At 71.3% G+C, this 25595-nt stretch carries 23 protein-coding genes and 1 other RNA gene; 3 read left to right on the top strand and 21 right to left on the bottom strand.

Annotation, left to right across the window (positions count from 1 at the left end; all coding sequences use genetic code 11):
- Positions 1 to 99: 99 nt before the first annotated feature.
- The 4 genes from ABT170_RS19390 to ABT170_RS19375 form a co-directional block, all read right to left on the bottom strand.
- Positions 100 to 381, bottom strand: coding sequence for an HU family DNA-binding protein (locus ABT170_RS19390; RefSeq protein ID WP_003968811.1), 282 nt, complete (start codon positions 379 to 381; stop codon positions 100 to 102).
- A 385-nt stretch (positions 382 to 766) separates the two neighbouring features.
- Entirely contained in the window at positions 767 to 2203 is a 1437-nt protein-coding gene (locus ABT170_RS19385; RefSeq protein ID WP_329944201.1) for an NAD-dependent malic enzyme, read from the bottom strand.
- Positions 2204 to 2636: 433 nt separating this feature from the next.
- Positions 2637 to 5012, bottom strand: coding sequence for a HelD family protein (locus ABT170_RS19380; RefSeq protein ID WP_329944200.1), 2376 nt, complete (start codon positions 5010 to 5012; stop codon positions 2637 to 2639).
- A gap of 137 nt (positions 5013 to 5149) precedes the next feature.
- Complete coding sequence (locus ABT170_RS19375; RefSeq protein ID WP_351868851.1) at positions 5150 to 5773, bottom strand: CGNR zinc finger domain-containing protein; 624 nt, start codon at positions 5771 to 5773, stop codon at positions 5150 to 5152.
- A gap of 124 nt (positions 5774 to 5897) precedes the next feature.
- On the opposite strand from ABT170_RS19375, the gene ABT170_RS19370 reads away from it, so the two are divergent.
- Positions 5898 to 6518 (top strand): GNAT family N-acetyltransferase, encoded by a 621-nt coding sequence (locus tag ABT170_RS19370; protein ID WP_351868848.1) that lies wholly within the window; start codon positions 5898 to 5900, stop codon positions 6516 to 6518.
- Here ABT170_RS19370 and ABT170_RS19365 read toward each other — a convergent pair.
- The 4 genes from ABT170_RS19365 to ABT170_RS19350 form a co-directional block, all read right to left on the bottom strand.
- Positions 6451 to 7014, bottom strand: a complete 564-nt coding sequence (locus ABT170_RS19365) for a GNAT family N-acetyltransferase (protein ID WP_329944197.1) — start codon at positions 7012 to 7014, stop codon at positions 6451 to 6453. The two genes, ABT170_RS19370 and ABT170_RS19365, sit on opposite strands and share 68 nt — an antisense overlap.
- A gap of 211 nt (positions 7015 to 7225) precedes the next feature.
- The gene (locus ABT170_RS19360; protein ID WP_351868845.1) at positions 7226 to 8368 is read right to left on the bottom strand and encodes a uroporphyrinogen-III synthase; all 1143 of its coding nucleotides are present in this window, start codon (positions 8366 to 8368) and stop codon (positions 7226 to 7228) included.
- 133 nt (positions 8369 to 8501) lie between these two features.
- The gene (locus ABT170_RS19355; RefSeq protein WP_351868842.1) at positions 8502 to 9833 is read right to left on the bottom strand and encodes a nitrate/nitrite transporter; all 1332 of its coding nucleotides are present in this window, start codon (positions 9831 to 9833) and stop codon (positions 8502 to 8504) included.
- A gap of 165 nt (positions 9834 to 9998) precedes the next feature.
- Entirely contained in the window at positions 9999 to 10985 is a 987-nt protein-coding gene (locus ABT170_RS19350; protein WP_329944194.1) for a LysR family transcriptional regulator, read from the bottom strand.
- 84 nt (positions 10986 to 11069) lie between these two features.
- On the opposite strand from ABT170_RS19350, the gene ABT170_RS19345 reads away from it, so the two are divergent.
- Positions 11070 to 12482 carry an MFS transporter gene (locus tag ABT170_RS19345; protein ID WP_351868838.1) on the top strand — a complete coding sequence of 471 codons (1413 nt, stop codon included), beginning with the start codon at positions 11070 to 11072 and terminating at the stop codon, positions 12480 to 12482.
- Here the strand turns inward: ABT170_RS19345 and ABT170_RS19340 are convergent.
- From ABT170_RS19340 to ftsE, 11 genes are all read right to left on the bottom strand, one after another.
- Positions 12436 to 13311: an ABC transporter ATP-binding protein gene (locus tag ABT170_RS19340; protein WP_329944405.1), complete on the bottom strand. Its 876-nt coding sequence runs from the start codon at positions 13309 to 13311 to the stop codon at positions 12436 to 12438. The genes ABT170_RS19345 and ABT170_RS19340 overlap by 47 nt on opposite strands.
- A 29-nt stretch (positions 13312 to 13340) precedes the next feature.
- Positions 13341 to 14417, bottom strand: coding sequence for a FecCD family ABC transporter permease (locus tag ABT170_RS19335; RefSeq protein ID WP_351868835.1), 1077 nt, complete (start codon positions 14415 to 14417; stop codon positions 13341 to 13343).
- The gene (locus tag ABT170_RS19330; protein ID WP_351868832.1) at positions 14414 to 15490 is read right to left on the bottom strand and encodes an iron chelate uptake ABC transporter family permease subunit; all 1077 of its coding nucleotides are present in this window, start codon (positions 15488 to 15490) and stop codon (positions 14414 to 14416) included. Before ABT170_RS19330 ends, ABT170_RS19335 begins: the two co-directional genes overlap by 4 nt.
- On the bottom strand, positions 15487 to 16398 hold the full coding sequence (locus tag ABT170_RS19325; protein ID WP_351868829.1) for a siderophore-interacting protein: 912 nt from the start codon (positions 16396 to 16398) through the stop codon (positions 15487 to 15489). Before ABT170_RS19325 ends, ABT170_RS19330 begins: the two co-directional genes overlap by 4 nt.
- The gene (locus ABT170_RS19320; RefSeq protein ID WP_329944190.1) at positions 16395 to 17414 is read right to left on the bottom strand and encodes an ABC transporter substrate-binding protein; all 1020 of its coding nucleotides are present in this window, start codon (positions 17412 to 17414) and stop codon (positions 16395 to 16397) included. Before ABT170_RS19320 ends, ABT170_RS19325 begins: the two co-directional genes overlap by 4 nt.
- Positions 17415 to 17555: 141 nt before the next feature.
- Positions 17556 to 18431, bottom strand: a complete 876-nt coding sequence (locus tag ABT170_RS19315) for an AraC family transcriptional regulator (RefSeq protein WP_329944189.1) — start codon at positions 18429 to 18431, stop codon at positions 17556 to 17558.
- A 175-nt stretch (positions 18432 to 18606) separates the two neighbouring features.
- Positions 18607 to 18993, bottom strand: a transfer-messenger RNA (tmRNA) gene (ssrA, locus tag ABT170_RS19310).
- An 86-nt stretch (positions 18994 to 19079) separates the two neighbouring features.
- Positions 19080 to 19568, bottom strand: a complete 489-nt coding sequence (gene smpB, locus ABT170_RS19305) for an SsrA-binding protein SmpB (protein ID WP_266931538.1) — start codon at positions 19566 to 19568, stop codon at positions 19080 to 19082.
- A gap of 18 nt (positions 19569 to 19586) precedes the next feature.
- Positions 19587 to 20774, bottom strand: a complete 1188-nt coding sequence (locus ABT170_RS19300) for a S41 family peptidase (protein ID WP_351868826.1) — start codon at positions 20772 to 20774, stop codon at positions 19587 to 19589.
- Positions 20775 to 20842: 68 nt separating this feature from the next.
- On the bottom strand, positions 20843 to 21760 hold the full coding sequence (gene ftsX, locus ABT170_RS19295; protein ID WP_266931541.1) for a permease-like cell division protein FtsX: 918 nt from the start codon (positions 21758 to 21760) through the stop codon (positions 20843 to 20845).
- 54 nt (positions 21761 to 21814) lie between these two features.
- Positions 21815 to 22504 carry a cell division ATP-binding protein FtsE gene (gene ftsE, locus ABT170_RS19290; protein ID WP_073723825.1) on the bottom strand — a complete coding sequence of 230 codons (690 nt, stop codon included), beginning with the start codon at positions 22502 to 22504 and terminating at the stop codon, positions 21815 to 21817.
- Between the two features lie 258 nt (positions 22505 to 22762).
- On the opposite strand from ftsE, the gene ABT170_RS19285 reads away from it, so the two are divergent.
- Positions 22763 to 22963 carry a hypothetical protein gene (locus tag ABT170_RS19285; protein ID WP_266931542.1) on the top strand — a complete coding sequence of 67 codons (201 nt, stop codon included), beginning with the start codon at positions 22763 to 22765 and terminating at the stop codon, positions 22961 to 22963.
- A 142-nt stretch (positions 22964 to 23105) separates the two neighbouring features.
- Here the strand turns inward: ABT170_RS19285 and ABT170_RS19280 are convergent, their stop codons facing one another.
- Complete coding sequence (locus ABT170_RS19280) at positions 23106 to 24023, bottom strand: hypothetical protein (protein WP_329944187.1); 918 nt, start codon at positions 24021 to 24023, stop codon at positions 23106 to 23108.
- A gap of 365 nt (positions 24024 to 24388) precedes the next feature.
- Entirely contained in the window at positions 24389 to 25495 is a 1107-nt protein-coding gene (gene prfB / locus ABT170_RS19275) for a peptide chain release factor 2 (RefSeq protein ID WP_266931545.1), read from the bottom strand.
- Positions 25496 to 25595 lie beyond the last annotated feature (100 nt).

Here is a 25595-nt window from a genome sequence, read left to right as displayed (position 1 = left end):
GGCACCACGTGACACGCCGAAGGGCGGCCACCCCGGTCGGGGGTGGCCGCCCTTCTCGCGTCCACGGGGCCTGTCGTGCGACGACGGGCCCGAGAAGACTTACTTGCCCTTGGCGGCTTCCTTGAGCTTGGAGCCCGCGGAGACCTTCACGCTGTAGCCGGCCGGGATGTTGATCGGGTCGCCGGTCTGCGGGTTACGAGCGGTGCGAGCGGCACGGTGGGTGCGCTCGAAGGTCAGGAAGCCGGGGATGGTGACCTTCTCGTCGCCCTTGGCGACGATCTCACCGACGGTCTCGGCGAGCGCGGCCAGCACGGCGTCGGCGTCCTTGCGAGTCACCTCGGCGCGGTCGGCCAGGGCGGCCACCAGCTCACTGCGGTTCATGTTGTTACTCCCGTGTTCTTCTTGCCTGTGAGGCGTGAGATCGAAGCCGATGCTGCCAGGGCCCTCTGACAGTCCCCGGACCCGGGTCTGATGTCAGACCCTCGCGCCCGATTACGCATCCTGCCCCCACCTGCGGCGGGAAAGCCAATCCGGAACCCTCCGGGGTCACACGAAAAGCGCCACGGTTTGCTCGTGGTGACGTTCCGTCGACTGGCCTGAGCGGTCCGCAGCGGATGCCGGGCCTGCGGGGCCCGCTGCCCGCCCACCCTAAAGGGGCGTTTGGGGCGCCGCGACCCGCGACGCGCCGTACGGCGGCCCGCGTGAGGTACGGCACTCCCCGCGGGAACCGTGACAGGTCCCCGCGGGAAAGCCCCGCGGAAAGGTGCTACGCCTGGACGGCCGGCGTCGCCGCGTCGGCTCCCGCCGCCTTCGCGGCGGCCCGGACCGCGCCCGCGACGGCTCCCGCGACCTTGTCGTTGAAGACCGACGGGATGATGTAGTTCGCGTTCACCTCGTCCTCGGCCACGACATCGGCCAGGGCGCCGGCCGCGGCGAGCATCATCTCCGTGTTGACGGTGCGGGACTGGGCGTCCAGCAGACCTCGGAAGACACCCGGGAAGACCAGCACGTTGTTGATCTGGTTGGGGAAGTCGGACCGGCCGGTGGCGACGACCGCCGCCGTCTGGCGGGCGATCGCCGGGTCCACCTCGGGGTCCGGGTTCGCGAGCGCGAAGACGATCGCGCCCTCCGCCATCGCCGCGACGTCGGCGCCGTTCAGGACGTTCGGAGCGGAGACGCCGATGAAGACGTCGGCGCCGACGACGGCCTCCTTGAGGGTGCCGGTGACGCCCTCCGGGTTGGTGTTGTCGGCGATCCAGCGCAACGGCGAATCGGGGTCGGCGGAGACCAGGTCCGTGCGTCCCGCGTGCACCACACCGTGGATGTCGGCGACGACCGCGTGCTTGACGCCCGCGGCGATGAGCAGCTTCAGGATGGCCGTACCGGCGGCGCCCGCACCGGACATGACGACCCGTACGTCCCCGATGTCCTTGCCCACCACGCGCAGGGCGTTGGTCAGCGCGGCCAGCACGACGATCGCGGTCCCGTGCTGGTCGTCGTGGAAGACGGGGATGTCCAGGGCCTCGCGCAGCCGCGCCTCGATCTCGAAGCAACGGGGCGCGGAGATGTCCTCCAGGTTGATGCCCGCGAAGCCCGGGGCGATCGCCTTGACGATCTCGACGATGGCGTCGGTGTCCTGGGTGTCCAGGCAGATCGGCCAGGCGTCGATGCCGGCGAAGCGCTTGAAGAGGGCCGCCTTGCCCTCCATCACCGGCAGTGCGGCCATCGGGCCGATGTTGCCGAGGCCGAGCACGGCGGAGCCGTCCGTCACAACTGCGACGGAGTTGCGCTTGATGGTCAGACGGCGGGCGTCCTCGGGATTCTCGGCGATCGCCATGCAGACCCGGGCGACACCCGGCGTGTAGATCATCGAGAGGTCGTCACGGTTGCGGATGGGGTGCTTGGACGCCATCTCGATCTTGCCGCCGAGGTGCATCAGGAACGTACGGTCGGAGACCTTGCCGAGCACGACGCCCTCGATGTCGCGCAGACCTTCGACGATCTCGTCCGCGTGCGAGGTGGAGGAGGCCGCGATGGTGACATCGATCCGCAGCTTCTCGTGGCCGGAAGCGGTCACGTCGAGGCCGGTGACAGAACCTCCGGAGGACTCCACGGCCGTGGTGAGCTGGGAGACCGCTGTGCCGCTCGCGGGCACCTCCAGCCTGACCGTCATCGAGTACGAGACGCTGGGCGCCGTTGCCATGGCCGAGTCCTTCGCTTTCCTTAGCTTCATTGCTACGCGGCCGGGGCAATCGCCCCGTACACGCTTCCCGATCGTCGCACCTACCGACCGGTAGCCGGTAATGAGTGCCACGCTTCGGAAAGCATTTTCCACCATACGAGAAGTCGCCGTTCCGGCGGAACCCCTGCCGCTCCCCCAACAAGAACAGACCCGCGCCACCATCAGGTGACGCGGGCCTGTCTTTTTCACTTGAGCGGCACCGACCCGCCATGCTCGCCTCGCGGCAAGTGGTCGCTCGTAGCGACGAAGGTTGGGCCCGGGGGCTTGGATCGAGCCGGTGCCGACACCAGGCTAACAAACACCCCCGAGAAGTGATTCCCCCACGGCGGGTTGACCCGGAATCGAATCGTTCCCGGCCATCCGTTCTGCCCGGGTCGGCCCCGGCCGGCCCCTCTCAGTCCCGCAGCAGGTCCGGAACACCGTCCTCGTCCGGCATGTCCCGCTCCCCCGAGACCACGGTGAGCTGCTGTGTCGCCCGGGTCAGCGCCACATACAGCACCCGCAGCCCGGCCGGGGACTCGTCGGCGATCTCGGCGGGCGAGACGACGACCGTGGCGTCGTACTCCAGGCCCTTCGCCTCCAGGCTGCCCAGCGCCACCACCCGCTCCCCCAGCTCCGCGAGCCAGGTGCGGGCCTGGGCGCGGCGGTTCATCGCCACCACCACACCGACCGTGCCGTCCACCTCGGCGAGCAGCCGGCGTGCCTCCTCGCGCACGGCGGCGGCCAGGTCGCCGTCCCGCACGGTCTCGAAGCGGGGCTTCACCCCGGTCGAGCGGACGGCGGACGGGGACGGGGTTCCGGGCATCGCGAGCGCCAGCACCTTCGCCGCGAGCTCGGCGATCTCCGCCGGGTTGCGGTAGTTGACGGTGAGGGTGAAGCGCCGGCGCGGACGGCTGCCGAGCGCCTCGTCCCGGGCCGCCGCCGCCTCGTCCGGGTCGGACCAGGAGGACTGCGCCGGGTCCCCGACGATCGTCCAGGTGGCGTGCCGGCCGCGACGGCCGACCATCCGCCACTGCATGGGCGTCAGGTCCTGCGCCTCGTCGACGATGACGTGCGCGTACTCGGTGCGCTCCGCCGCCAGCCGCTCCGCGCGCTCGCGCTGGGTCTCCTCGCGCTGCGGCATCAGCTCCTCCAGCCCGGTGAGCTGGTCCAGCGGGTCGTACTCGCGCTTCTTCTTCGGCCGGTGCGGGGTGCCGAGCAGCGCCTGGAGCTCGTCCAGGATCGCCACGTCGTGCACGGACAGGGGGCCCTGCCCATCGGCGTCGAGCCGCTTGAGCGAACGGGCCAGCCGCCGTACCTCCCCCTGGTTGAGCACCCGTCGTGCCCAGCGGCCGAGCCGCTTCTCGTCGGCCATCGCGGCGAGCACCCCGCGCGGGGTGAGTTCGGGCCACCAGGCGTTCAGGAAGACCAGGAACGGGGTCTCCGTGGAGACGTCCTCGTCGAAGGAGGAGCGCAGTTCCGCGACGAGTTCGGGGTCGGTGTAGCGGCCCTTGCCCGAGGACTTGCTCCAGAGCGCGTCCAGCAGCAGCTTGCGGGCGCGCGGGCGCAGCAGGTTGACCGGCGCGGTGCCGCCCAGGACGTTGTGCCGGATGCGCTGGAGCTCGTCGGCGTTCAGCTCGACACGGGCGCCGAAGGCGACCACCCGCAGCCGGGTCGGTGTGGCGGCGGGGCCGTCCGACGCCTCCTCGCCGAAGGCGAGCTGGCCCTCCCTCGGTGCCGAACGGGTGCCCGGGGTCTCCAGGGCTCCGCGCGAGGCCTTGCGCAGCACCTGGAGCATCCGGGAGGAGCCCTTGACCCGGGCGACGGCCGGTTCGTCGTACGTGGTGGCCCCGGCGACGCCCGCCGCCTCGTCGGACAGCGAGCCGACCGCGCGGATCGCGACCTGGCCCTCCTCGCCGAGCGAGGGCAGCACGCCTTCGGTGTACGCGACCAGGAGCGGGGTCGGGGAGACGATGAGGATGCCGCCCGCGTACCGCCGCCGGTCCTGGTAGAGCAGGTACGCCGCGCGGTGCAGGGCGACGGCGGTCTTGCCGGTGCCCGGTCCGCCGGTGACCTCCGTGACGGAGGCGGCGGGGGCCCGGATCACCAGGTCCTGTTCGGCCTGGATGGAGGAGACGATGTCCCGCATGGTGTGGCTGCGGGCCTGGCCGAGCGCGGCCATCAGCGCACCGTCGCCGATCACGGGCAGCTTCTCGCCGTCCAGGTACGCGGTCAGCTCGGGCCGCATCAGGTCGTCCTCGACCCCGAGGACCCTGCGGCCCTTGGAGCGGATGACCCGGCGGCGTACCACCCGGCCCGGTTCCTTCGGCGTCGACCGGTAGAACGGCGCGGCGGCCGGGGCACGCCAGTCGATCACCAGAGGGGCGTAGTCGGAGTCCAGGACCCCGATGCGGCCGATGTGGAGCGTCTCCGCGATATCGGCGGTGGCGTCCTCGCGTACGGCGTCGTCGGCGGGCTCGACGGAGGTGTACGCGCCGTCCGGGCCGCGTTCACCGTCCTTGCCGAGCAGCAGGTCGACCCGTCCGAAGAGGAAGTCCTCGAACTCGCTGTTCAGCCGGTTGAGGTGGACGCCGGCCCGGAAGACCTGGGCGTCCCGCTCGGCGAGCGCGCCGGGCGTGCCGACCTGCCCGCGCTTGACGGCGTCGTGCATGAGAAATTCCGCCTCGTGGATCTTCTCTTCGAGGCGGTGGTAAACCCGGTCCAGATGTTCTTGCTCGACACCGATTTCCCGGTCCCGCAACGAATCGACAGCGGCATCCTGCGCGGCCACCGAGGCCCCCTTCTGACGTGCACTGGGCAGCCGTCAACCTTATGCGAAGGGGGGCCCGAGCGCACCTGTCGGCCGCGCGCCGATTGCGCGCCGGTGTCACCGCGTGCCGGGGCACGGGGCGTGAACCGCCCGAGGGATCACGTGCCGGTGCCTCCCGCGGCCACCCGGCGCCGGTGTCTGGCCACCCGTTCCCGGTTGCCGCAGACCTCGCTGGAGCACCAGCGCCGGCGCCTTCCGCGCGAGGTGTCCAGATAGAGGCGGCGGCAGGCGTCCCCCTCGCAGCGCCGCAGCACCGCCCGCGCCGCCGGGTCCGTGAGCAGTTCCACGGCGTCCCTGGCCACGGCGGCGAGCAGCGCCCCGCAGTCGGGTTCGGCGCTCAGCGCCCGTACGAGAGTGCCGCCGCGGCCCCGCACGGCCCGCAGCCCCGGCGGCGCCCCGGCCGCCAGCGCGTTCACCCGGTCCAGGGCGGCATCCGCGCCCCGGCCGCAGAGTTCGGCGGTCATCAGCCGGTCGACGCCCGCCCTCAGCTGCCGGAAGCGGGTCACCCAGGTGTCGTCCAGGGCCGTCAGCGCGGTCCCTTCCGGGACCAGCCGGGCGGCCACCAGCCAGTCGGCCAGCCGCTCGGGCCCGTCGAGCAGTTCGCCCGCGCCCGAGGTGACCGTCCCGGTCGCGACCAGGTCGAGACAGACCCGGCCGGAGTCGAACCGCCGGCGGCTCGCGCCCGTACCCGTGCCCTTGCCCGTGCCCACGCCCGTAGCCATGCGCCTGTCACCGCCTCCAGGTCACCGGTGGGGATGCCACTCCCAGAGTGCCCGTCCCCGGTCCGGGCCGGAACCCCTGCCACCGCGGGGCATGCCGGGGAGGGGCCGCCGTACGGTGGTGGCCATGGAGAACGATCAGGGAGCCGTCACGCTCACGGCGGGGTCGCTGCTGATGCGCCCCTGGGGCCCCGGGGACATCGCGGCGCTGGTCCGCGCGTACGACGATCCCGCGATGCGCCTCTGGCTCCGCTCACAGGTGGCGGACGCCGAGGAGGCGGCCCGCTGGCTGGACGTACAGCGCGCGGGGTGGGAGTCCGGCGACCGGTTCGGTTTCGCGGTGACCGACACGCAGCGGGACGGCGAACTGGTCGGCCATCTCGCGCTGAAGCGGTCCGGCCCCGCCTCGGACCTGGCGGAGGTCGGCTACTGGACGACGGCGGCGGCCCGGGGCCGGGGCGTGGCCCCCCGGGCGCTCGGGGCGCTCACCGACTGGGCGTTCCTGGGTCTCGGCGCACGGGCGCCGGCCCGGCTGGAACTGCTGCACCACGTGGACAACGAGGCCTCGTGCCGGGTGGCGGAGAAGTGTGGCTACGCGCTCGCCGGGATCCTGCCCGCGCTGCCCCCGGACCATCTCCAGGGCCGCCATCTCCACGTCCGCCACGCCCCGGGGGCGGGGGTCAGTCCCGCGGCGGGTCGTCGTGCAGAATCCGCTGGAACAGCCGGTGGTCGCGCCACTCCCCGTTGATGTGGAGATAGCGCGGGGCGGTGCCGATGTGCTCGAAGCCGCACTTGGCGAGCACGCGCTGGGAGGCCACGTTGTCGAGGGCGGTCCCGGCCGCGACCCGGTGCAGCCCCAGCTCGTCCCGGGCGATGTCGCAGACGACACGGACGGCGGCGGTCGTGAGCCCCTGGCCCGCCCGGTCGGCGTCGACCCAGTAGCCGAGGCCGGCGCTGCGGAGCGGTCCCAGCACGATGCTGTTGAACGTGACGGCGCCGATCGCCCGGTCCTCCCCGTCGGCCAGCACCCAGGGCATGGCGCGCCCCGCGTTCCGCTCGACCAGCATCGAGGTGAGGCGCGCGGCCTGTCCCTCGGGCGTGTAGAAGGCCTCGGTACGGATGGGCTCCCAGGGAGCCATGTAGGCGCGGTTGCGGACGAGTACGGCGGCCAGCGAGTGGGCGTCGGTGAGGGCCGCGGGCCGCAGAGTCACGTCCTGGGCGACGGGGTGGCTGTCGTGGATCATCCGATTACGTTATCCCGGGGCCGGGCGTCGGGTGCCGGTACGGGGAGCCCGATTCCCGGTGCGGGAGCCTGATTCCGGTGGCCCGCGCCCCGGTCCTCGTACGCCGGTTCTCGTACCCCGGTCCCCGTACGCCACTTCTCGCACGCCGTCCCCGCGCCCTCGTCCCCGCGCCCCGACCCGCTGTGCGCGGGCCCGTCGTGCACCCGCGCCCCTACCCCACGTACTTGGTGTCCGCCGACGGGTCCAGCGCCAGCCGGTAGCCGCGCTTGACGACCGTCTGGATCAGCCGGGGCACACCGAGCGCGGCACGCAGCCGGGCCATCGCCGTCTCCACCGCGTGCTCGTCGGAGCCGCTGCCGGGCAGCGCCCGCAGCAGGTCGGCGCGGGCCACCACCCAGCCCGGCCGGCGGGCCAGCGCGTGCAGCAGGGCCATGCCCGCGGGCGCCACGGGGCGCAGCTCGTCGTCGACGAGCACGGCGTGGCCGCGGATCTCGACGCGGTGTCCGGCGACCGGCAGGGTGCGCGCGGTGCCCGGGAGCCGGGCGCAGAGCAGCTGGACGAGGGGGCCGAGCCGGAAGCGCTCGGGCTGGAGGGTGCCGATGCCCCGGGCCTGGAGGGGAAGCGCGGTGACCGGGCCGACGCAGGCCACCAGGACGTCGTCGTGCAGGGCGCCCAGGACCTCCGGGAGCAGACCGCGCTCCTCGGCGCGGTTCAGGAACGAGGCGGCGGCGGGGGCACTGGTGAAGGTGACCGCGTCCAGGCCCCGGGCCGCCGTGACATCGAGCATCCGGTCGAGCGGGGCGATGTCCTGCGGGGGCATCCAGCGGTAGACGGGTACGCCGACGACTTCGGCGCCGCCCGCCCGGAGCGACTCGACGAAGCCGGGCAGCGGTTCGCCGTGCAGCTGGAGGGCGATACGCCGCCCCTCGACGCCCTCGCCGAGGAGCCGGTCGAGCACTTCGGCCATGGATTCGGAGCCGGGCGACCAGGTCTCGGTCAGCCCGGCGGCCCGGATGGCTCCCTTGACCTTGGGGCCTCGGGCCAGCAGTTCGACCCCGCGCAGCCGGTCCAGGAGCCGGTCGCCGATCCCCCAGCCGTCCGCGGCCTCCACCCAGCCCCGGAAGCCGATCGCCGTGGTGGCGACCACGACATCGGGGGCGTGCTCGATCAGTTCCTCGGTGGCGGTGAGGAGTTCACGGTCGTCCGCGAGCGGCACGATGCGCAGGGCGGGGGCCTGCATGACGGCGGCGCCCCGGCGCGTGAGGAGGGTGCCGAGTTCCCCGGCCCGGCGGGCGGCGGTCACCCCGACCGTGAAGCCGGCGAGGGGCCCGTGCGTTGCGTCGTCGTCCTGCATGGCGTGATACCCGGCTCTCGTGGTCCCGCTGCTGCTCGGTGGTGCGGAGGAGCGAGACTGCCAACCCCGCGTGTCATCCTCGGTTCACCCGTATTTCCCGCCCGTTACGTCGCCCGGCACCCGGCCGTCGTCCTCACACCTCCGCGTAACCGAGCCGGGGCCTCGCGGACACGGCGGCGGTGCGGCGAAGGTATACCGCCCAGGTGAGGACGGAACAGACGGCGTAGAAGGCGAGGAAGGACCAGAAGGCCGCCGTTCCGCTGCCCGAACTCCGGAACGACTGGCGGAGGGCGAGGTTGATCGCGAGCCCTCCCAGGGCGCCGACGGCACCGATGATCCCCATGGCCGCCCCGGACAGCCGCCGCCCGTGGGCCGCCGCCTCCTCGCCGCGCAGGCCCCTGGCGATCGCCTTGGCGTGGAAGATGCCCGGGATCATCTTGTACGTCGATCCGTTGCCGAGCCCCGTCAGGACGAACAGGGCGGTGAATCCGGCCAGGAAGACGGCGAGCGACCCGGTCCGGGAGGCCTGGATGACGACGCCGGTGGCCGCGGCCATCGCCGCGAAGTTCCCCAGGGTGGTCCGGGCACCTCCGTAACGGTCGGCGAGCAGCCCGCCGACCGGCCGGATCAGGGAGCCGAGCAGCGGCCCGGCGAAGGTGAGCGAGGCGGCCTGGAGCGGGGTCCGCCCGAACTGGGTCTGGAGCACCAGGCCGAAGGCGAAGCTGTAGCCGATGAACGAGCCGAAGGTGCCGAGGTAGAGCACCGCCATGATCCAGGTGTGCGCGTCGCGGACCGCGAGCCGGGCGGCCCCGGTGTCGTTGCGCACGGGTGCCAGGTTGTCCATGTACCGCGCGGCGCACACGGCGGCGACGACGATCAGGGGCACGTACACCCCGAGCACGATGCGCGGGTGCGCGGCACCGGCCGTACCGATCACCAGCAGACCCGCCAACTGGACGACGGGGACGCCGATGTTGCCGCCGCCCGCGTTGAGGCCGAGCGCCCAGCCCTTCTCGCGCAGCGGGAAGAAGGCGTTGATGTTCGCCATCGACGAGGCGAAGTTGCCGCCGCCGATCCCGGTGAGCGCGGCGACGGCCACGAAGGTGGTGTACGAGGTCCCGGGCTCCATCACGACGAACGCGGCGAGTGTCGGCACCAGCAGCGTCAACGCGCTGAACACGGTCCAGTTCCGGCCGCCGAACCGGGCGACGGCGAAGGTGTACGGGACCCGGACCAGCGCCCCGACCAGGGTGGCCGTGGAGATCAGGAAGAACTTCCCGGCCGGGTCGACCCCGTACTCCGGCCCCATGAACAGGACCATCACCGACCACAGCGTCCAGATCGAGAACCCGATGTGCTCGGACAGCACGGAGAACCAAAGATTCCGGCGGGCGGTCCGCTTACCCGTTCGCCGCCAGAAGGTCTCGTCCTCCGGTTCCCACTCGTCGATCCAACGGCCAGCCATCACGCGCCTCCACGGGTGGTCGGGGTGTTGTCCCCGACGCTAGGGAGCGCGCGTTTCGGCGCGGTGCCGCGAGGTGACCGGTGGGCAACCTTGCTCTCACGGGCCGGGCTCCGGTCCGGTGAGGGAGAGCCGCACACGCTCCGGCCAGGCCGGGAGGGAGCCGCTTCAGTGTCCGATGGCCGGCGGGGGCTCGCGCATCAGTGCCGCGTCGCCCTCGGGCAGCCAGTCGTGGGGCGGCCTCTCCATCCACCCCTCGGACGCGGCGAGCTGACCGGCCGCCGCGCGCAGGGCGTCGAGTCCCGGATGGCGCAGGCCCTTGCGCCAGACCAGCATCAGCGCGGAGAGCGGTACGGGCCCGGTGAGCGGGCGCAGCACGGTCCCCGGCAGGGGCGGGAAGCCGACGACGGCGAGTACCGGATTCCCCGCCTTGGCCATCACCCGCTGGAATTCGGCCGCTCCGACGGCGAGCGGCGTGGGCGGGGCCTGCTCGATGCCGTACTCGGCGAAGAGCAGGGCGGCCAGGGCCGTCCACTCCCGGGTGCGTTCGTTGCCGGCCCCGGCGTACACGGTCTCCCCGGCCAGTTCATCCAGCGCGACCGTCTCCCGCCCGGCGAGCGGGTGGGCGCACGGGAGCAGGACGGCCATCGGCTCGTACCGCACGGGCTGTACGTGGAGCCTGCCGCGCACGGCGGGGTCGAGCCCGGCGGCCCGCCCGAAGGAGACGTCGAGGCGGCCCGCGAGGATCTCGTCGGCCGCCCGGGTCAGCCCGGACTCGAAGCGCGCCATCAGCTCGCACTCGGGGGCCAGTTCGCGTGCGCGGGCCAGGACCCGGGCCGCCGTCATGCCGTCGGTGTTGAGGTCGACGAGCAGCGGCCGGGCGGCCGGGTCGGCGAAGGCTCCGGCCAGTTCGGCGTGGGCGTCGAGCACCCGCCGGGCGTACGGGAGGAGGCGTTCGCCGTCCGGGGTGAGCGACACCTGACGGGTGGTCCGGACGAACAGTTCCGTGCCGAGACCGCGCTCCAGACGGCGGATGTCCCGGCTCAGGGCCTGCTGGGCGAGGAAGAGCCTGGCGGCGGCGCGGGTGAAGTGCAGTTCCTCGGCCACGGCGAGGAAGGCGCGCAGGAGCCGGGGGTCGGTGTCGGGCGTGGTCACGCCGCAGAACTTACAACACGGGTGCGTGAATCGGCACGGAACAGGTGTTGGACCGTACGGGTCGGGGGCCGTGAGGCTTGCCGTATGCCGATGCCCTCCGCCGCCCCCGGGCCCCGCGCCGCGGGCCCGCTGCACACCGTCTGCGGCGACCTGCTGATCATCGCCCCGCGGACACCGGCCACGCCGGGGAAACGGGACGGGGAGGCCGTGCCGCGACCCGCCGGGGAAGATGTTCCGCGACTCGCCGGGGAGGCCGTGCCGCGGCGGCCCGGAGGGAAGTCCGTACCGGGGCAGCACGGGAAGGAGACCTCCGCGCGGCCCGCCCCCGCCGCCAACCCCTATCGCCGGCTGCTCGCCACCCCCGGCGCGCGGGCCTTCACGGCGGGCAACCTCATCGCCCGGTTCCCCCAGGGGATGTTCAGCGTCAGCGCGGTCATCATGATCGCCGGGTCGTACGGTTCGTACGCCCTGGCCGGAGCCGTCACCGCGACCGGGCTGGCCGCGACGGCGGTGGTCGCCCCCTGGACCGCGCGGCTCGTGGACCGCTACGGCCAGGCCCGGATCGCCGTGCCCGCCACCGCGATCGCGGTGCTCGGCTCCCTGGCCCTGCTGCTCTGCGCGCACCACGGCGCCCCGGCCTGGACGCTCTTCGCCGCGTACGCCGCGACCGCGACCACCCCGAACACCGGCGGCATGTCCCGGGCCCGCTGGGCGTATCTGCACCGGGGCGATCCGGCGGCCCTGCACACCGCGAACTCCTTCGAACAGGCCGTCGACGAACTCTGCTACATGCTGGGCCCGGTCGTCGCCGCGACCCTGTGCGCCGTGCTCTTCCCCGAGGCGGGAACGCTCGTCGGGGCGGTCCTGCTGATGACCGGCATGCTGGTCTTCGCCGCCCAGCGCTCGACCGAACCACCGGTCGCCGCCCGTACGCGGGCGGTCTCTCCGCTCCGCACCCCCGGGATGCCCGCGCTGCTCGCCGTCTTCCTCGCCACCGGAGCGGTGTTCGGGACCATGGAGGTCGTCTCGATCGCGCACGCCGGGGGCGCGATCCTCGCCCTCCAGGCGGGCGGCTCCTGTGCGGCCGGGCTGCTGTACGGATCGCTGCGGCCCGCCCCGGACGTCGGCCGCCGGCTGCTGGTCTGTCTCGCGTGCATGACGGCACTGATGTCACTGCCGCTGCTGGCCGCCTCCACGACCGGTTCCCTGCCCGTTCTCGCCCTCTGCCTGTTGCTGGCGGGCGCGGCGACGGCGCCCACGATGGTCACCGGGATGACCGTGGTCCAGCGGCTCACGCCCGAGGCGCGGCTGAACGAGGGCATGACGCTCGCGGTCACCGCGCTGCTGGGCGGCATCGGGGCGGGGGCCGCGGCCGGCGGCTGGCTGGTGGAGCACGCCGGAACGGTGACCGGCTACGCGGCGCCGATGTGCGCGGCGGGGCTGGCGCTGGTCATCGCGGCGGGGACGGCTGTGCGGCGTACCCGCCGAGCGGGATGACCAGCGGGCTGTGCGAGACCGGGTCCTCGATGATCCGGCAGGGCAGCCCGAACACCTCCTCGACGAGTTCCTCGGTGAGCAGTTGCGCGGGCGCCCCCTCGGCGACGACCTCGCCGTCCTTCATCGCGATGACGTGGGTGCCGTAGCGCGCCGCCTGGTTCAGGTCGTGGAGCACGGCGACCAGGGTGCGCCCCTCCCGGTTGAGCCGCTGGAACAGTTCCAGGAGTTCGATCTGATGGGCGATGTCGAGGAAGGTGGTCGGCTCGTCCAGCAGCAGCAGCGGGGTCTCCTGGGCGAGGACCATCGCGACCCACACCCGCTGGCGCTGTCCGCCGGAGAGTTCGTCCACCGAGCGGCCCGACAGCGCGGTGGTGCTGGTCTCCTCCATCGCCCGGACCACCGCCTCCTCGTCCTGGCGCGACCACTGCTTGATCAGTTTCTGGTGCGGGTGACGGCCCCGGGCGATGAGGTCGGCGACCGTGATCCCGTCCGGGGCGTTCGAGGTCTGCGGGAGCAGCCCGAGCCGCCGGGCCACCTCCTTCGACTTGTACGAGGTGATCGCCCGGCCGTCCAGGACGACCTGTCCGGTGCTGGGGCGCAGGAGCTTCGAAAGGCCGCGCAGGAGAGTGGATTTGCCGCAGGCGTTCGGGCCGACGATCACGGTGAAGGAGCCATCGGGGATGCCGACGGACAGGTTGCTCGAAATGGTCCGCCGGTCGTAGCCGATGGTGATGCCGTCGGCCCGCAGCCGGGCCGCCGGGGGGCTCTGTTCCGCGGCGTCCCGGGCAGCCGCGGACAGGGCGGCGGGGGCGGGGTGGAGCTGGGTCATGGAGGTCTTCCTTCGACGGGAGTCGCGGGTCAGGTCCGGCGCGCTTCGCGGACGAGCAGCCAGACGAAGTACAGGCCGCCGATCGATACGGTCACGATCCCCACGGGCAACTGGACGGGGGCGAACAGCCGTTGGCCCACCAGATCGGCCACGGCCAGCAGCAGCGCGCCCATCACGGCCGAGGGCAGGAGCGCGACCGCGGAGGTACGGGTGATCCGGCGGGCCATCTGCGGGGCGACCAGCGCGATGAACGCGATCGGCCCGGCGGCGGCGGTCACCAGCGCCGTGAGCCCCACCCCCAGGACGACCATCACGAGCCGTACCGCCCCGGTGCGGGTGCCGAGGGCGGACGCCGCGTCGTCACCCAGTTCCATCAGACGCATCGACGGGCCGAGGGCGACGGCCATCGGTACGAGCACCGCGAGGACGCAGAGCACCGGCCAGAGCTGGCCGTATCCGAGGCTGTTGAGCGATCCGCCGCCCCACACCGCCGCGAGCATGGCCTCCTCGATGCCGGCCTTGAGCACCAGCCAGGTGTTGAACGCGCCGAGCATGGACGAGACCGCGATGCCGACGATGATCAGCCGGAACCCCTCGGACCCCTTGCGGTGGGCCAGGGCGAAGACCAGGAACGCGGCGAGCACACCGCCGGCCAGCGATCCGGCGGCCACCTGGTAGTAGCCGCCGCCGGTCACCAGCATCACGACGAGCGCCCCGGTGTACGAGCCGGAGGAGAAGCCGATGACATCGGGCGAGCCCAGCGGGTTCCTGGTGATCGACTGGAAGACCGCGCCGGAGACCGCGAGGGCCGCGCCCAGGAGCACGGCGAGCAGCGCCCTGGGCAGCCGCCATTCGACGACCACCGTCCGGGTACCGGCCGGCCCTTCGCCCAGCAGGGCCCGTACGACATCGGGGAGCGGGATCTCGTAGGTGCCGTACGCCAGGGTCACGACCACCACGGCGAACGTGAGGACGAGGAGGACGGCGCAGCTGACCGCCGTACGCACATCGAGGCGGAACGACCAGCGGGGGCCGCGTGTCACGAGGGTGGACCGGCCGAAGTCGACGGCCCCGCCGGACACCGGCGTCGTGGGGACGGAGCTCACAGCCCGCTCACCTTTCTGCGACGGACGAGCAGGATCAGGACGGGTGCGCCGACGAACGCGGTCACGAGGCCCGCCTGGAGTTCCTGCGGGGACAGCACGACCCGGCCGATGACATCGGCGACGATCAGGAGGACCGGTGCGCAGACGATGGTGTACGGGATGATCCAGCGCTGGTCGGGGCCGATGAACCAGCGGGCCACGTGCGGGACCATCAGGCCGACGAAGCCGATCGGTCCGGCCGCTCCGGTCGCGGCCCCGGCGAGCAGGGTGACGGCGACGATCACCAGGATCCGGGTGCGGACGATGTTCGACCCGAGGGTCCGCGCGAGGTCGTCGCCGAGGGCGACGGCGTTCAGCGACCGTGCCACGAGCAGGGCGAGCAGCAGCCCGGCCCCGATGAAGGGCAGGACGGTGAACAGGATGTGCCAGTCCCGTCCGGCGAGCGAACCGGCCGACCAGCCGCGGAGTTTGACGAAGGCGTCCGGCTTCAGCAGCGTGACGGCCGAGGACACCCCGGCCAGTACGGCACCGATCGCGACGCCGACGAGGGTCAGCCGGACCGGGGTCCCGCCGCCCTGCCCGGCCGAGCCGATGACGTAGACGAGGGCGGTGACGACGATCGCCCCGAGGAACGACATCCACAGATAGGCGTCGATCGAGGAGAGGCCGAGGAAGCCGACCCCGATCGTCACGGCGAATCCGGCGCCCGCGTTGACCCCGAGGATGCCGGGATCCGCGAGCGGGTTGCGGGTGAGCGCCTGGATGAGGGCTCCGGAGACCCCGAGCGCGGCCCCCGCGGCCAGCGCCAGCAGCGCCCGGGGCACCCGGAGTTCGCGCACGATGAAGGCGTTCTCGGAACCGTCGTACGCGGTGAGGGCGTGCCAGACATCCGCCGCGGGAACGGATTTCGCGCCGACCGCCAGACTCACCGTGAGGCACACGAGGAGAAGCACGAGTGCGAGGAGAAGGCCGAGGGCGCGTCCGGTGTTCGTGCGGACGAGCCCGGGGCGCTCCTCCCGTCCGGCCGCCGCGTCCTCCCGGCGTGGAGGCGCGGCGGCAAGAGTGGTCGTCATAGCCCGAGCCGCTCCAGCCCGGCCTCGTAGAGGTCGCGGCGCAGTTCCTCGTCCTCGGTCGCTTCCCACACGTCGTTCAGCTGCGCCAGGACGCCGGGGTCGAGGGCCTCGTACTTCTGCCGCCACTCCTCCTGCTTGTACGTCCAGTAGCCGATGACCTTGTACCAGTCTCCGGGCAGTCGCCGCTCGTGGCGCAGGTAGCGGCGGGCGTCGCGGAGTTCCCGGGACTCACCCGCCACCCACACATAGGTCCCGGGGGCGATGTCGAGTCCGCGCAGGATCTCGGTGATGGCACTGGGCGCCACGCCGTTGCCCCGGCCCGCGACCCAGCGCACCTCCAGCCGGGCGGGGCTGGTGAGGGGGATCCGGTGCGAGGCGTCGGCGATCTCCACGACGGCGACGGCACGGGTGGCCGGGTCGAGCTGTTCCAGGAGACGGCCGAGAGCGGGGAGCCCCGTGGCGTCGGTGACGAAGATCTGCCGTGCGGCGGCGGCCGGGGCCTCGTACAGGGAGCGCGGCGGGCCGAAGAGCAGCCGGTCGCCGGGGCGCGCCCCGCTCGCCCAGCGGGTCGCCCGGCCGTGGCCGTGCAGCACGAAGTCGATGTCCGCCTCACCGGCGTCCGGGTCGAAGCGGCGGATGGTGTAGGGCTGGATGTGCGGGTACCGGCCCTCCGGGTAGTGCCAGTCGCCGCCCTCGTCCACCTCGGGGACCAGGAGTTCACCGCTCTCCAGCGGGAAGTGCACCCGGACGTACTCGTCGCCGACCCGGGTGGAGGGGTAGCCGCGCAGGGTCTCGCTGAAGAGGGTGATCCGGGTCATGCCCGGGGAGAGCGGGGTCACCCGGACGACATCGGCCAGGACGTAGGCGGGCGGGGCGGGGGCGGCGCCGGAGTCGGTGGCGGCGGTCATGCGCGGGCCTTCTCACTGATCTGCGCGAGGACACCGTCGAGCGCGTCCAGGCTGTCGGTGCCCCACTCGAAGGAGGACACGACGGATGCCGGGATGTTGCGGAAGACCATGCCGTTCTTGACGGCGGGCAGGTTCTTCCACACGGCGTTCTTGTTCAGCTTCTCGACGAAGTCCCCGATGGGGTACGCGTAGATGAGGATGTCGGCGTTGGAGAGCTTGCCGATCTGTTCGAGCGACAGCCACTCGCTGACGGCCCCCTCCTTGCCCTTGTGCTCGCCCTCGGTGAACGGGCGGAACTTCGCGCCCACCGCGTCCCACGAGGGGACGTAGAAGTGTCCGGCCGGGTAGGTGCCCCAGGTCGACTGGTCCTGACCGTGGGCGAAGACGGCGATCCTGTTCTTCGCCAGGACGTCGGCGTACTTCGTCTTCAGCTCGGTGGCGCGCTTGTCGAACGCGGCGGCCTGCTTCTTGATCTCGTCGGACTTGCCGATGGCCGCCCCGATCATCAGGGTCCGGTCCTTCCAGGCACCCACCCCGGCGGCGTCGAGCTGGACGACGGGGGCGATGCCCTTCAGGCGCTCCAGCTCGCCCTTCCGGAGGAACCGCGTCTCGGCGAAGATGAGGTCGGGGTTCTGCTGGGCGACGGCTTCGATGTTGAGCTCGTAGTAGAGCCCGATCGTCGGGGTGCCCTTGAGCGCCTCGTGATACCGCTTGGGCCGCAGGTCCTCGTCGTTGTCGTCGAAGCCCTCGACGACACCGACCGGCTTGACCCCGAGGTCGACCAGGGTGGCGGGCGAGTAGAAGTCGACGGAGACGATCCGCTTCGGCTCGGCGGGGACCTCGACCTTGCCCGCGATATCGGTGACGGTACGGGTGGCGGAGCCCTTGGCCGATGCCGCTCCGTCGGTGCCCGCGGAGCAGGAGCTCGCGCCCAGCACGGCGGCGACGCTCATGGCGATCACCGCGAGCAGCCGTCGCTTCGGCGGCCGGGAAGCGGAATGAGGGCGGCGTGTCATCGGACTCCTTCGGGGAACCCTCCCGTTTCAGCCGGAGCATGGCCGGAACAGGTTGGTTAGGGCAGGCTTACCTAAGCAAGCTACCTCAGACCTCATGAGGGTATGACGACACCCTGTTCCGGTTTCACGACACGGCGCCCCTCAGAGCGTCGACTCGGGGATGCCGTTCACCGAACGGAAGTACGCGGCGGGCGTGTACCCCGTGACCTGCCGGAAGAGATCGATGAACGTACTGGGGTTGGCATAGCCGAGCCGCCGCGAGACGGCCACCACCGGCTTGCCCGCCGCGATGTCGATGAGCGCCGACCGGACACGGACGAGAATGCGCCACTGCGTCAGACTCACCCCGGTGTCCCGCTGGAACCAGCGCATCAGCGTCCGGCCGCTGAGACCGAGCATCCGCGCCCACTCCTCGGTCGTCCGGTCGTCCGCCGGATCGGCGATGATCCGCTCCGCGATGGTCCGCAGCTCGGGCGTCCGGGGCAGCGGGATGTCGAGCGAGGCGGCCTGGACGGGCCGGATCAGATCCACCCCGACCTGCTGGAGGCGCAGCCGCGCGGCGTCGGGCATCTCCTGCGTCTGATTGTGGAGCAGCAGTTCCCGCAGCAGCCGGCTCATCGGAATGCCCACCACGGCGGCCCAGTCGACGCCCACACGGTCCGGGCTGAGGAAGGTGGCGTACGTGACGGCGCCCGCGCTCGCCCGGACCCGGTGCGGCATCCCGGCCGGCAGCCAGATCCCGAGGCCGGGCGGGACGAGCCACAGACGCCCGGCGGCCTCCACGGTGACATTGCCCGTGGTGGACCAGAGCAGTTCGTGCTCCTGGTGCGCCGCCTCGGCCCATTCGGTGGGCTCGGGGGTATGGAAGGTGCCGGTGGTCAGCAGCCACTGCTCGCCGACCTTGCGTCCCTCGGTCGGCACGGAGGCCGCCCACGCGTCGCCCTCCAGCGCCGTGGCGCCCCAGAGCCGCACGGCGGAGCCCTCGGGAGCGGAACCATCATGTCGCTTTACCGTCATACCTTGTCACCATACCTGCTTATGACAACCGCTCCGCCCTTCCCCGAGCGGGGCGGTGACCACCCGCGCCGAGCGCGGCGACCACCCACGTCGAACGGCGTGCGGCAGCCGTATTTCGGCAGCGAAAAAGCCTCCGCCCCGCGAGTGAACTCGCGGGGCGGAGGCTTACATGGGGTGGTGGAGATGGCGGGAATCGAACCCGCGTCCAACGGTGCAGAACCAGGGCTTCTCCGAGTGCAGTTCGCTACGCTTTTCTCGGCCCCGGAGGTCACACGAACAAGCCTCCGACAGGCCCAGTCACTGTTTGATTTCCTTCTCAGCCCCGTGACCGGGCCGAGAAGTTTAGATCCCTAGTTGATGCCAGGATCCGGGTCGGGATCACCCCCGGGCTGACACTCCGCAGAGTCTTCGCTAGCTGCTAATTAGGCAGCGAGGGCGAAGGCGGAGGAATCGCGCTTGGAATTGGCGATTATTGTTTGCGACATATGGTTTACGAGATCATTGCCGCTTCCTCGACTCGCTTCCCCTGCTTCGACATCCGCTGTCGAAACCGATCATCCCCATGTTGATTTTTCAAACGTGCACCCGCTGTGAGGTGCACGGCCCATCGTACGTGACCAACGCCGGGCGATGCCAGCGTATTCCTGCTCAGGCGCTCCGCTGACGCCTGCGAGCCGCCGCGATCGCACGGTTCGTCTCCCTCGTGTCCTGCTTCTCGCGCAGTGTCTGGCGCTTGTCGAACTCCTTCTTGCCCTTCGCCAGCGCGATCTCGACCTTCACCCGGCCGTCCTTGAAGTACAGCGCGAGCGGCACGATGGTGTGGCCCGTCTCCTGCGACTTCGACTCCAGCTTGTCGATCTCGGCGCGGTGGAGCAGCAGCTTCCGCTTGCGCTTGGCCGCGTGGTTGGTCCAGGTGCCCTGCACGTACTCGGGCACATGGATGTTGTGCAGCCACGCCTCGTGGCCGTCGATCTGGACGAACCCGTCCACCAGCGAGGCCCGGCCCATCCGCAGGGACTTGACCTCGGTGCCCATGAGGACGAGCCCGCACTCATAGGTGTCGAGGATGTGGTAGTCGTGCCGCGCCTTCTTGTTCTGCGCGATCATCTTGCGCCCGGTGTCTTTTTCCTTGGCCATAGTGCGGTCATTTTCGCACTACGACCCACCCCCGAGGCCACTCAATACTGTCTCGGCCCGTTCCTGGGCACGGGCGTCGACCACGAGGTCGGGTGTGATGCCCGTGCCGTCGACGCTGCGCCCGGCCGGGGTGCGGTAGTGCCCGACGGTCAGCTCGGCCACGGAACCGCCCGGAAGCTTGCTGGGCATCTGCACGGAACCCTTGCCGAAGGTGGGCGATCCGACGGTCACGGCGCGGCCCCGGTCCTGGAGGGCACCGGTCAGCAGCTCCGCCGCGCTCATCGTGCCGCCGTCGACGAGGACCACCACGGGCCGGTCCGTGTCGCCGCCGGACTCGGCGTACAGGGCGCGCTGTTCACCGTGCACGTCGTAGGTGGCGACCAGGCCGCCGTCCAGGAAGGCGGAGGCCGCGACGGCGGCCTCGGTGACCAGGCCGCCCGAGTTGGCGCGCAGGTCCAGCAGGATGCCGGCGTCGCCCGGTGCCGCGCGCACCGCGTCGCGGACCTCGGTCCCGGCCCCCTTGGTGAAGGCGGCGACCTTGACCAGGACCGCCGCGGAGGGCTCGTCGCCCAGCCGCCGGACGGTGACCGCCTCCGTGGTGAGCCGGGCCCGGCCCAGGGTCTCGGTCCAGGAGCGCCCGCCCCGTTCGAGCCCGAGAACCACGGTGCTGCCCTCGGCCGCTCCCGTACCGTCGCCGCGCAGCAGGGCGACGACCTCGGCGACGGGGCGCCGGTCGACCCGGCCGCCGTCGACCGTGCGCAGCAGGTCCCCCGCGCGGATGCCGGCGCGGTCCGCGGGGCCACCGCTCTCCACCCGGGCCACGGCGACACGGCCGCCGGAGGTGCGCCTGGCGGAGAGGCCGATGCCGGTGTAGGAGCCGTCGAGGGCCTGCTCGAACTCCTCGTACTCCCGCTCGTCGTAGACCGCGCCCCACCGGTCACCGCTGCGGCTGACGACCTCCTCGGCCGCCTCCGTGCCGGACTTCCCGTCGGCCTCGGCCTCGGCGGCGGCGTCCTCGATCTCGGCCCGGTCGACGGGGGCCACGGTGGAGGCGATGGCGCGGGCCTGGATGTCTCCTCCCGACTCCGCCTCGTGGGGCAGTGAACCGGTGGCCGCCGCCGTGGCGAGGACGCACCCGAAGACCAATGTCAGGGCCGCCCCGCGGCAGAGACCGCGGGGCCCGAAGCGGTGCGTGGGGCCCGACATGCGGACGAGTCTAGGACAAGCCCCCTGTGGCGCACGGTCGATCGACCGTGCGCCACAGGGGGCGCATGTCACACCTTGAGGTACTTGCGGAGCGCGAAGAGCGCGGCCACGGCGGGCATCAGAAGCCCGATCGCGAGGACGAGCGGCAGCTTGGTGAGGACCGCGTCCCAGCCGATGAAGTCGATCAGGTTCAGCTTGTCCTTGAGCGCCAGTCCGCCGTCGATCAGGAAGTACCGGCCGCCGAGCAGCATGGCGCAGGCGAGCAGGCCCCCGATCAGGCCGGCGACGGCCGCCTCCATGATGAACGGCATCTGGATGTAGAAGCCGGAAGCGCCCACGAGCCGCATGATGCCCGTCTCACGTCTGCGGCTGAACGCCGAGACCCGGACGGTGTTCACGATCAGGATCAGCGCGATGACCAGCATCAGCACCATCACGTATATCGCGACGACGTTCATACCGTTCATCAGCCCGAAGAGGTTGTCCAGGATGCTTCGCTGGTCCTGGACGGACTGCACCCCGTCGCGCCCCGCGAAGGCGGTGGCGACGACCTTGTACTTCTTCGGGTCGTCGAGCTTGACCCGGAACGACTCCTGCATCTGGTCGGGCGTGATGTTGCCCGCCATCGGCGAGTCGCCGAACTGCTCCTGGTAGTGCTTGTACGCCTCGTCGACCGTCTCGAAGCTGACCTTCTCGACGGCGTCCATCTCTTCGAGATCGGCCTTGATCTCCTTCTTCTGCTGCGGAGTGACGGCACCCTTGGCGCACTTGGGTACGTCCTTGGCGTCGCTCTTGTTGCAGAGGAAGATCGAGACGTTGACCTTGTCGTACCAGTAGTCCTTCATCGTGCTGACCTGCTCGCGCATGAGCAGCGCGCCGCCGAACAGGGCGAGCGAGAGGGCGACGGAGACCACGACCGCGAAGGTCATCGTGAGGTTGCGACGAAGACCGACGCCGATCTCCGACAGGACGAACTGGGCGCGCATGGCGTCCTTTCAGTACTCGATGCTCGAAATGCACGAAAGGCCGGAGCCCCTCGGTCAGTGCTGGTAGCCGTACACGCCGCGTGCCTGGTCGCGTACGAGACGGCCCTGTTCGAGCTCGATGACGCGCTTGCGCATCTGGTCGACGATGTTCTGGTCGTGGGTCGCCATGATCACGGTGGTGCCGGTCCGGTTGATCCGGTCCAGCAGCTTCATGATGCCGACGGACGTCTGCGGGTCGAGGTTGCCGGTCGGCTCGTCCGCGATCAGCAGCATGGGGCGGTTGACGAAGGCACGGGCGATGGCCACGCGCTGCTGCTCACCACCGGAGAGCTCACCGGGCATCCGGTCCTCCTTGCCGCCGAGGCCGACGAGGTCGAGGACCTGGGGCACCGCCTTGCGGATCTCGCCGCGCGGCTTGCCGATGACCTCCTGCGCGAAGGCCACGTTCTCGGCGACGGTCTTGTTGGGCAGGAGACGGAAGTCCTGGAAGACCGTGCCCAGCTGGCGGCGCATCTGCGGCACCTTCCAGTTGGACAGCCTCGCGAGGTCCTTGCCGAGCACATGGACCATGCCCGTGCTGGCGCGCTCCTCGCGCAGGATCAGCCGCATGAAGGTCGACTTGCCGGAGCCGGAGGAGCCCACCAGGAAGACGAACTCACCCTTCTCGATGTCGAGCGAGACATCGCGCAGAGCCGGGCGGGTCTGCTTCGGGTAGGTCTTGGAGACGTTGTCGAATCGGATCACGGATGCACCACGGTCGGCCGGGAGTAGGTGAGCGTGACCATACGCGAACCGGGCTCACGCGTGCAGGCGGCGTCCGGCAATGGGTGATTTGTGGCAGAACCTCGGTCGGAACGAAACGGGTCGTGCCGGACCTTGTCCGGCGGGCCGCGCCGAATTCCGCGCGAGCTGGCACAGTGGTGGGGGGAACGGTTGCGTTTCCGGAAGCGTTGTGCGGAGAGAAAGCAGGAGCGGCTCCGCCGCGCGGGAGGAGGAAAGCGCATGACCTATGACCGACTGGTGTGCGCGAACTGCGCGGCACCCGTGGCCGAGGGGCGCTGCCGGGTGTGCCGCGCCGTGCGGCAGCAGTTGCAGGAGCAGCAGGACCAGGGTCCGCTGGCCGGACTGAACCCGGCGATGCTGATCGCGCTGATGGTGATCCTGGTGGCCGCGCTGGCCCTGCTGGCGCACCAGGCCGTCTGACCCGTCACCCGGTCTCCGCTGTCCGCAGCGGCCCGCGGGCGCCGATACGCCCGTGTACGGGCCGCGGAGCGGTCGGATACGCGAAAGGGCCCGGGAAGGCCGTAGCGGCCTCCCGGGCCCTTCTCCGTGCGTGTACGGGCCCTTAGGCGACCGTACGACCGCCGCCGACCAGACGCGGCAGCATACGGAAGCCGATGCCACCGGCGATCATCGTCGCGGCGCCGACCAGCAGGAACGTGGTCTCGGCCGCACCGGTCTCGGCGAGCTCGTCCTTGCCCTTGCCCTGCTCGACCGGCTGGTTGCCGACGCTGTCGGTGTCGGTGTTGTCGGCGCACTCGGCACCGTCGAGGTCCACCGTGCAGGTACCGGCACCGTCGCCGCCGCCGGACGTCGAACCGGAGGTGCCGCCGCCGGAGGTCGAACCGCCGTTGTCGCCGCCGCCGTCCGTGGTGCCACCGTTGTTGCCGGAGCCACCGTTGTTGCCGGAACCGCCGTTGTTGCCGGAACCGCCGTTGTTGCCCGAGCCACCGTTGTTGCCCGAGCCACCGTTGTTGCCGGAACCGCCGTTGTTGCCAGAACCGCCGTCAGCGCCACCATCGGCACCGCCGTCAGCACCGCCATCAGCGCCACCGTCAGCACCGCCATCGGCACCGCCATCGGCGCCACCATCGGCACCGCCGTCAGCACCGCCATCAGCGCCACCGTCAGCACCGCCGTCAGCACCGCCGTCAGCGCCACCATCGGCGCCACCATCGGCGCCACCATCGGCACCGCCGTCAGCGCCACCATCGGCACCGCCGTCAGCGGCGCCACCGTCGGCACCGGCGTCAGCACCGCCCGCCGGGTTCTCACCGGACGTCCCGCCCTGGTCAGCACCGCCCGCCGGGTTCTCGCCGTTCGTCACCCCGGCCTTGGCACTGACGCCGTCCTCACCGTCAACACCGATCTCGATGCCGATGCCGACAGCCTGTGCCGCGCCGGCCGCGGTCAGCGAGGCACCCGCGGCAATAACCGCACCAGCGGCTATCCGCGCGACGCGGATGCGCGTCTTCTTGGTCATCTGTTGCTACCCCCAGTAGCCGATCTCGTCAGTGGAGCAGCCATATATGCGGGGCCACGGCCCTGCGGGGTTCGCTCTCGGCGGGGCCACGTCATGTCGTGGTCCATCCCGCCCGCCCCCCGGTTCACACCCGTCCCAGACATACGCATGCTGCTCTAGCACCCTGGCCAGAGTTAAGGATTACGTCAAGGCCGTTCCGTGCAATACGCTCCGTTATGGGGCTTCTTGACGGCTATTCGGAATCACGACTGTGACGCATTGGGCACGACTCCCCCGCAACTCCCCGCCGGTCCACGCAACCGGCGCCAGAACGCGGTCGAGCCCGGACAGTCACCTGTCCGGGCTCGACCGACGTACGGCCGGGGTTACTTCTCCTGCTGCTTGCGCCAGCGGATGCCGGCCTCCAGGAAGCCGTCGATCTCCCCGTTGAAGACCGCTTCCGGGTTGCCGATCTCGAACTCCGTACGGAGGTCCTTGACCATCTGGTAGGGGTGCAGGACGTACGAACGCATCTGGTTGCCCCAGGAGTTGCCGCCGTCGCCCTTGAGGGCGTCCATCTTCGCCTGGTCCTCCTGGCGGCGGCGCTCAAGGAGCTTCGCCTGGAGGACGTTCATCGCGGAGGCCTTGTTCTGGATCTGCGAGCGCTCGTTCTGGCAGGAGACGACGATGCCGGTCGGCAGGTGGGTCAGGCGCACCGCGGAGTCCGTGGTGTTGACGCCCTGGCCGCCGGGGCCGGAGGAGCGGTACACATCGACGCGCAGCTCGGACTCGTCGATCTCGATGTGGTCGGTCTGCTCGACGACGGGAAGCACCTCGACGCCCGCGAAGGACGTCTGGCGGCGGCCCTGGTTGTCGAAGGGCGAGATCCGGACCAGGCGGTGGGTGCCCTGCTCGACGGAGAGCGTGCCGTAGGCGTACGGCACCTGCACGGCGAAGGTGGTCGACTTGATGCCGGCCTCTTCCGCGTACGACGTCTCGTAGACCTCGGTCTTGTAGCCGTGCCGCTCGGCCCAGCGGATGTACATGCGCTGGAGCTTCTCGGCGAAGTCGGCGGCGTCCACGCCCCCCGCCTCGGCCCGGATGTTGACGAGGGCCTCACGGGCGTCGTACTCGCCGGAGAGGAGCGTGCGGACTTCCATCTCGTCCAGCGCCTTGCGGACCGACTCCAGCTCGGTCTCGGCCTCGGCGAGGGCATCGGCGTCGCCCTCGTCCTCGGCGAGCTCGAAGAGGACTTCGAGGTCGTCGATGCGGCCGCGCAGGGCCTCGGCCTTGCGGACCTCGGCCTGGAGGTGCGAAAGCTTGCTGGTGATCTTCTGCGCCGCCTCCGGGTCGTCCCAGAGGGACGGCGCCGCCGCCTGCTCCTCGAGCGCGGCGATGTCCGCCCTCAGCGCATCCAGGTCCAGGACGGCCTCGATCGACCCCATGGTCGAGGAGAGGGACTTCAGCTCTTCGGAAATATCGACGACTGCCACGGGTCCAGCGTAACGGCTGGGCGGGTGAAGCTTGCCCTCGCCCGGAACCGGATCGGTCCCGGGCGGCTTCCTGGGCCGGTTCCGGGCGCCCTTCGGCCCC

Origin of the sequence: Streptomyces sp. NPDC001787, assembly GCF_040297465.1 — a bacterium.
Lineage (GTDB): Bacteria > Actinomycetota > Actinomycetes > Streptomycetales > Streptomycetaceae > Streptomyces.
Note: the sequence above shows the minus strand (reverse complement) of the source record. Positions and strands in the feature narration are given on the sequence as shown.

Coding starts and splice junctions, on each gene's coding strand:
- ABT170_RS19390 (WP_003968811.1), bottom strand. CDS start 381: ATGAACCGCAGTGAGCTGGTGGCCGCCCTGGCCGACCGCGCCGAGGTG.
- ABT170_RS19385 (WP_329944201.1), bottom strand. CDS start 2,203: ATGGCAACGGCGCCCAGCGTCTCGTACTCGATGACGGTCAGGCTGGAG.
- ABT170_RS19375 (WP_351868851.1), bottom strand. CDS start 5,773: ATGGCTACGGGCGTGGGCACGGGCAAGGGCACGGGTACGGGCGCGAGC.
- ABT170_RS19370 (WP_351868848.1), top strand. CDS start 5,898: ATGGAGAACGATCAGGGAGCCGTCACGCTCACGGCGGGGTCGCTGCTG.
- ABT170_RS19365 (WP_329944197.1), bottom strand. CDS start 7,014: ATGATCCACGACAGCCACCCCGTCGCCCAGGACGTGACTCTGCGGCCC.
- ABT170_RS19360 (WP_351868845.1), bottom strand. CDS start 8,368: ATGCAGGACGACGACGCAACGCACGGGCCCCTCGCCGGCTTCACGGTC.
- ABT170_RS19355 (WP_351868842.1), bottom strand. CDS start 9,833: ATGGCTGGCCGTTGGATCGACGAGTGGGAACCGGAGGACGAGACCTTC.
- ABT170_RS19345 (WP_351868838.1), top strand. CDS start 11,070: ATGCCGATGCCCTCCGCCGCCCCCGGGCCCCGCGCCGCGGGCCCGCTG.
- ABT170_RS19340 (WP_329944405.1), bottom strand. CDS start 13,311: ATGACCCAGCTCCACCCCGCCCCCGCCGCCCTGTCCGCGGCTGCCCGG.
- ABT170_RS19330 (WP_351868832.1), bottom strand. CDS start 15,490: ATGACGACCACTCTTGCCGCCGCGCCTCCACGCCGGGAGGACGCGGCG.
- ABT170_RS19325 (WP_351868829.1), bottom strand. CDS start 16,398: ATGACCGCCGCCACCGACTCCGGCGCCGCCCCCGCCCCGCCCGCCTAC.
- ABT170_RS19320 (WP_329944190.1), bottom strand. CDS start 17,414: ATGACACGCCGCCCTCATTCCGCTTCCCGGCCGCCGAAGCGACGGCTG.
- ABT170_RS19315 (WP_329944189.1), bottom strand. CDS start 18,431: ATGACGGTAAAGCGACATGATGGTTCCGCTCCCGAGGGCTCCGCCGTG.
- smpB (WP_266931538.1), bottom strand. CDS start 19,568: ATGGCCAAGGAAAAAGACACCGGGCGCAAGATGATCGCGCAGAACAAG.
- ABT170_RS19300 (WP_351868826.1), bottom strand. CDS start 20,774: ATGTCGGGCCCCACGCACCGCTTCGGGCCCCGCGGTCTCTGCCGCGGG.
- ftsX (WP_266931541.1), bottom strand. CDS start 21,760: ATGCGCGCCCAGTTCGTCCTGTCGGAGATCGGCGTCGGTCTTCGTCGC.
- ABT170_RS19285 (WP_266931542.1), top strand. CDS start 22,763: ATGACCTATGACCGACTGGTGTGCGCGAACTGCGCGGCACCCGTGGCC.
- ABT170_RS19280 (WP_329944187.1), bottom strand. CDS start 24,023: ATGACCAAGAAGACGCGCATCCGCGTCGCGCGGATAGCCGCTGGTGCG.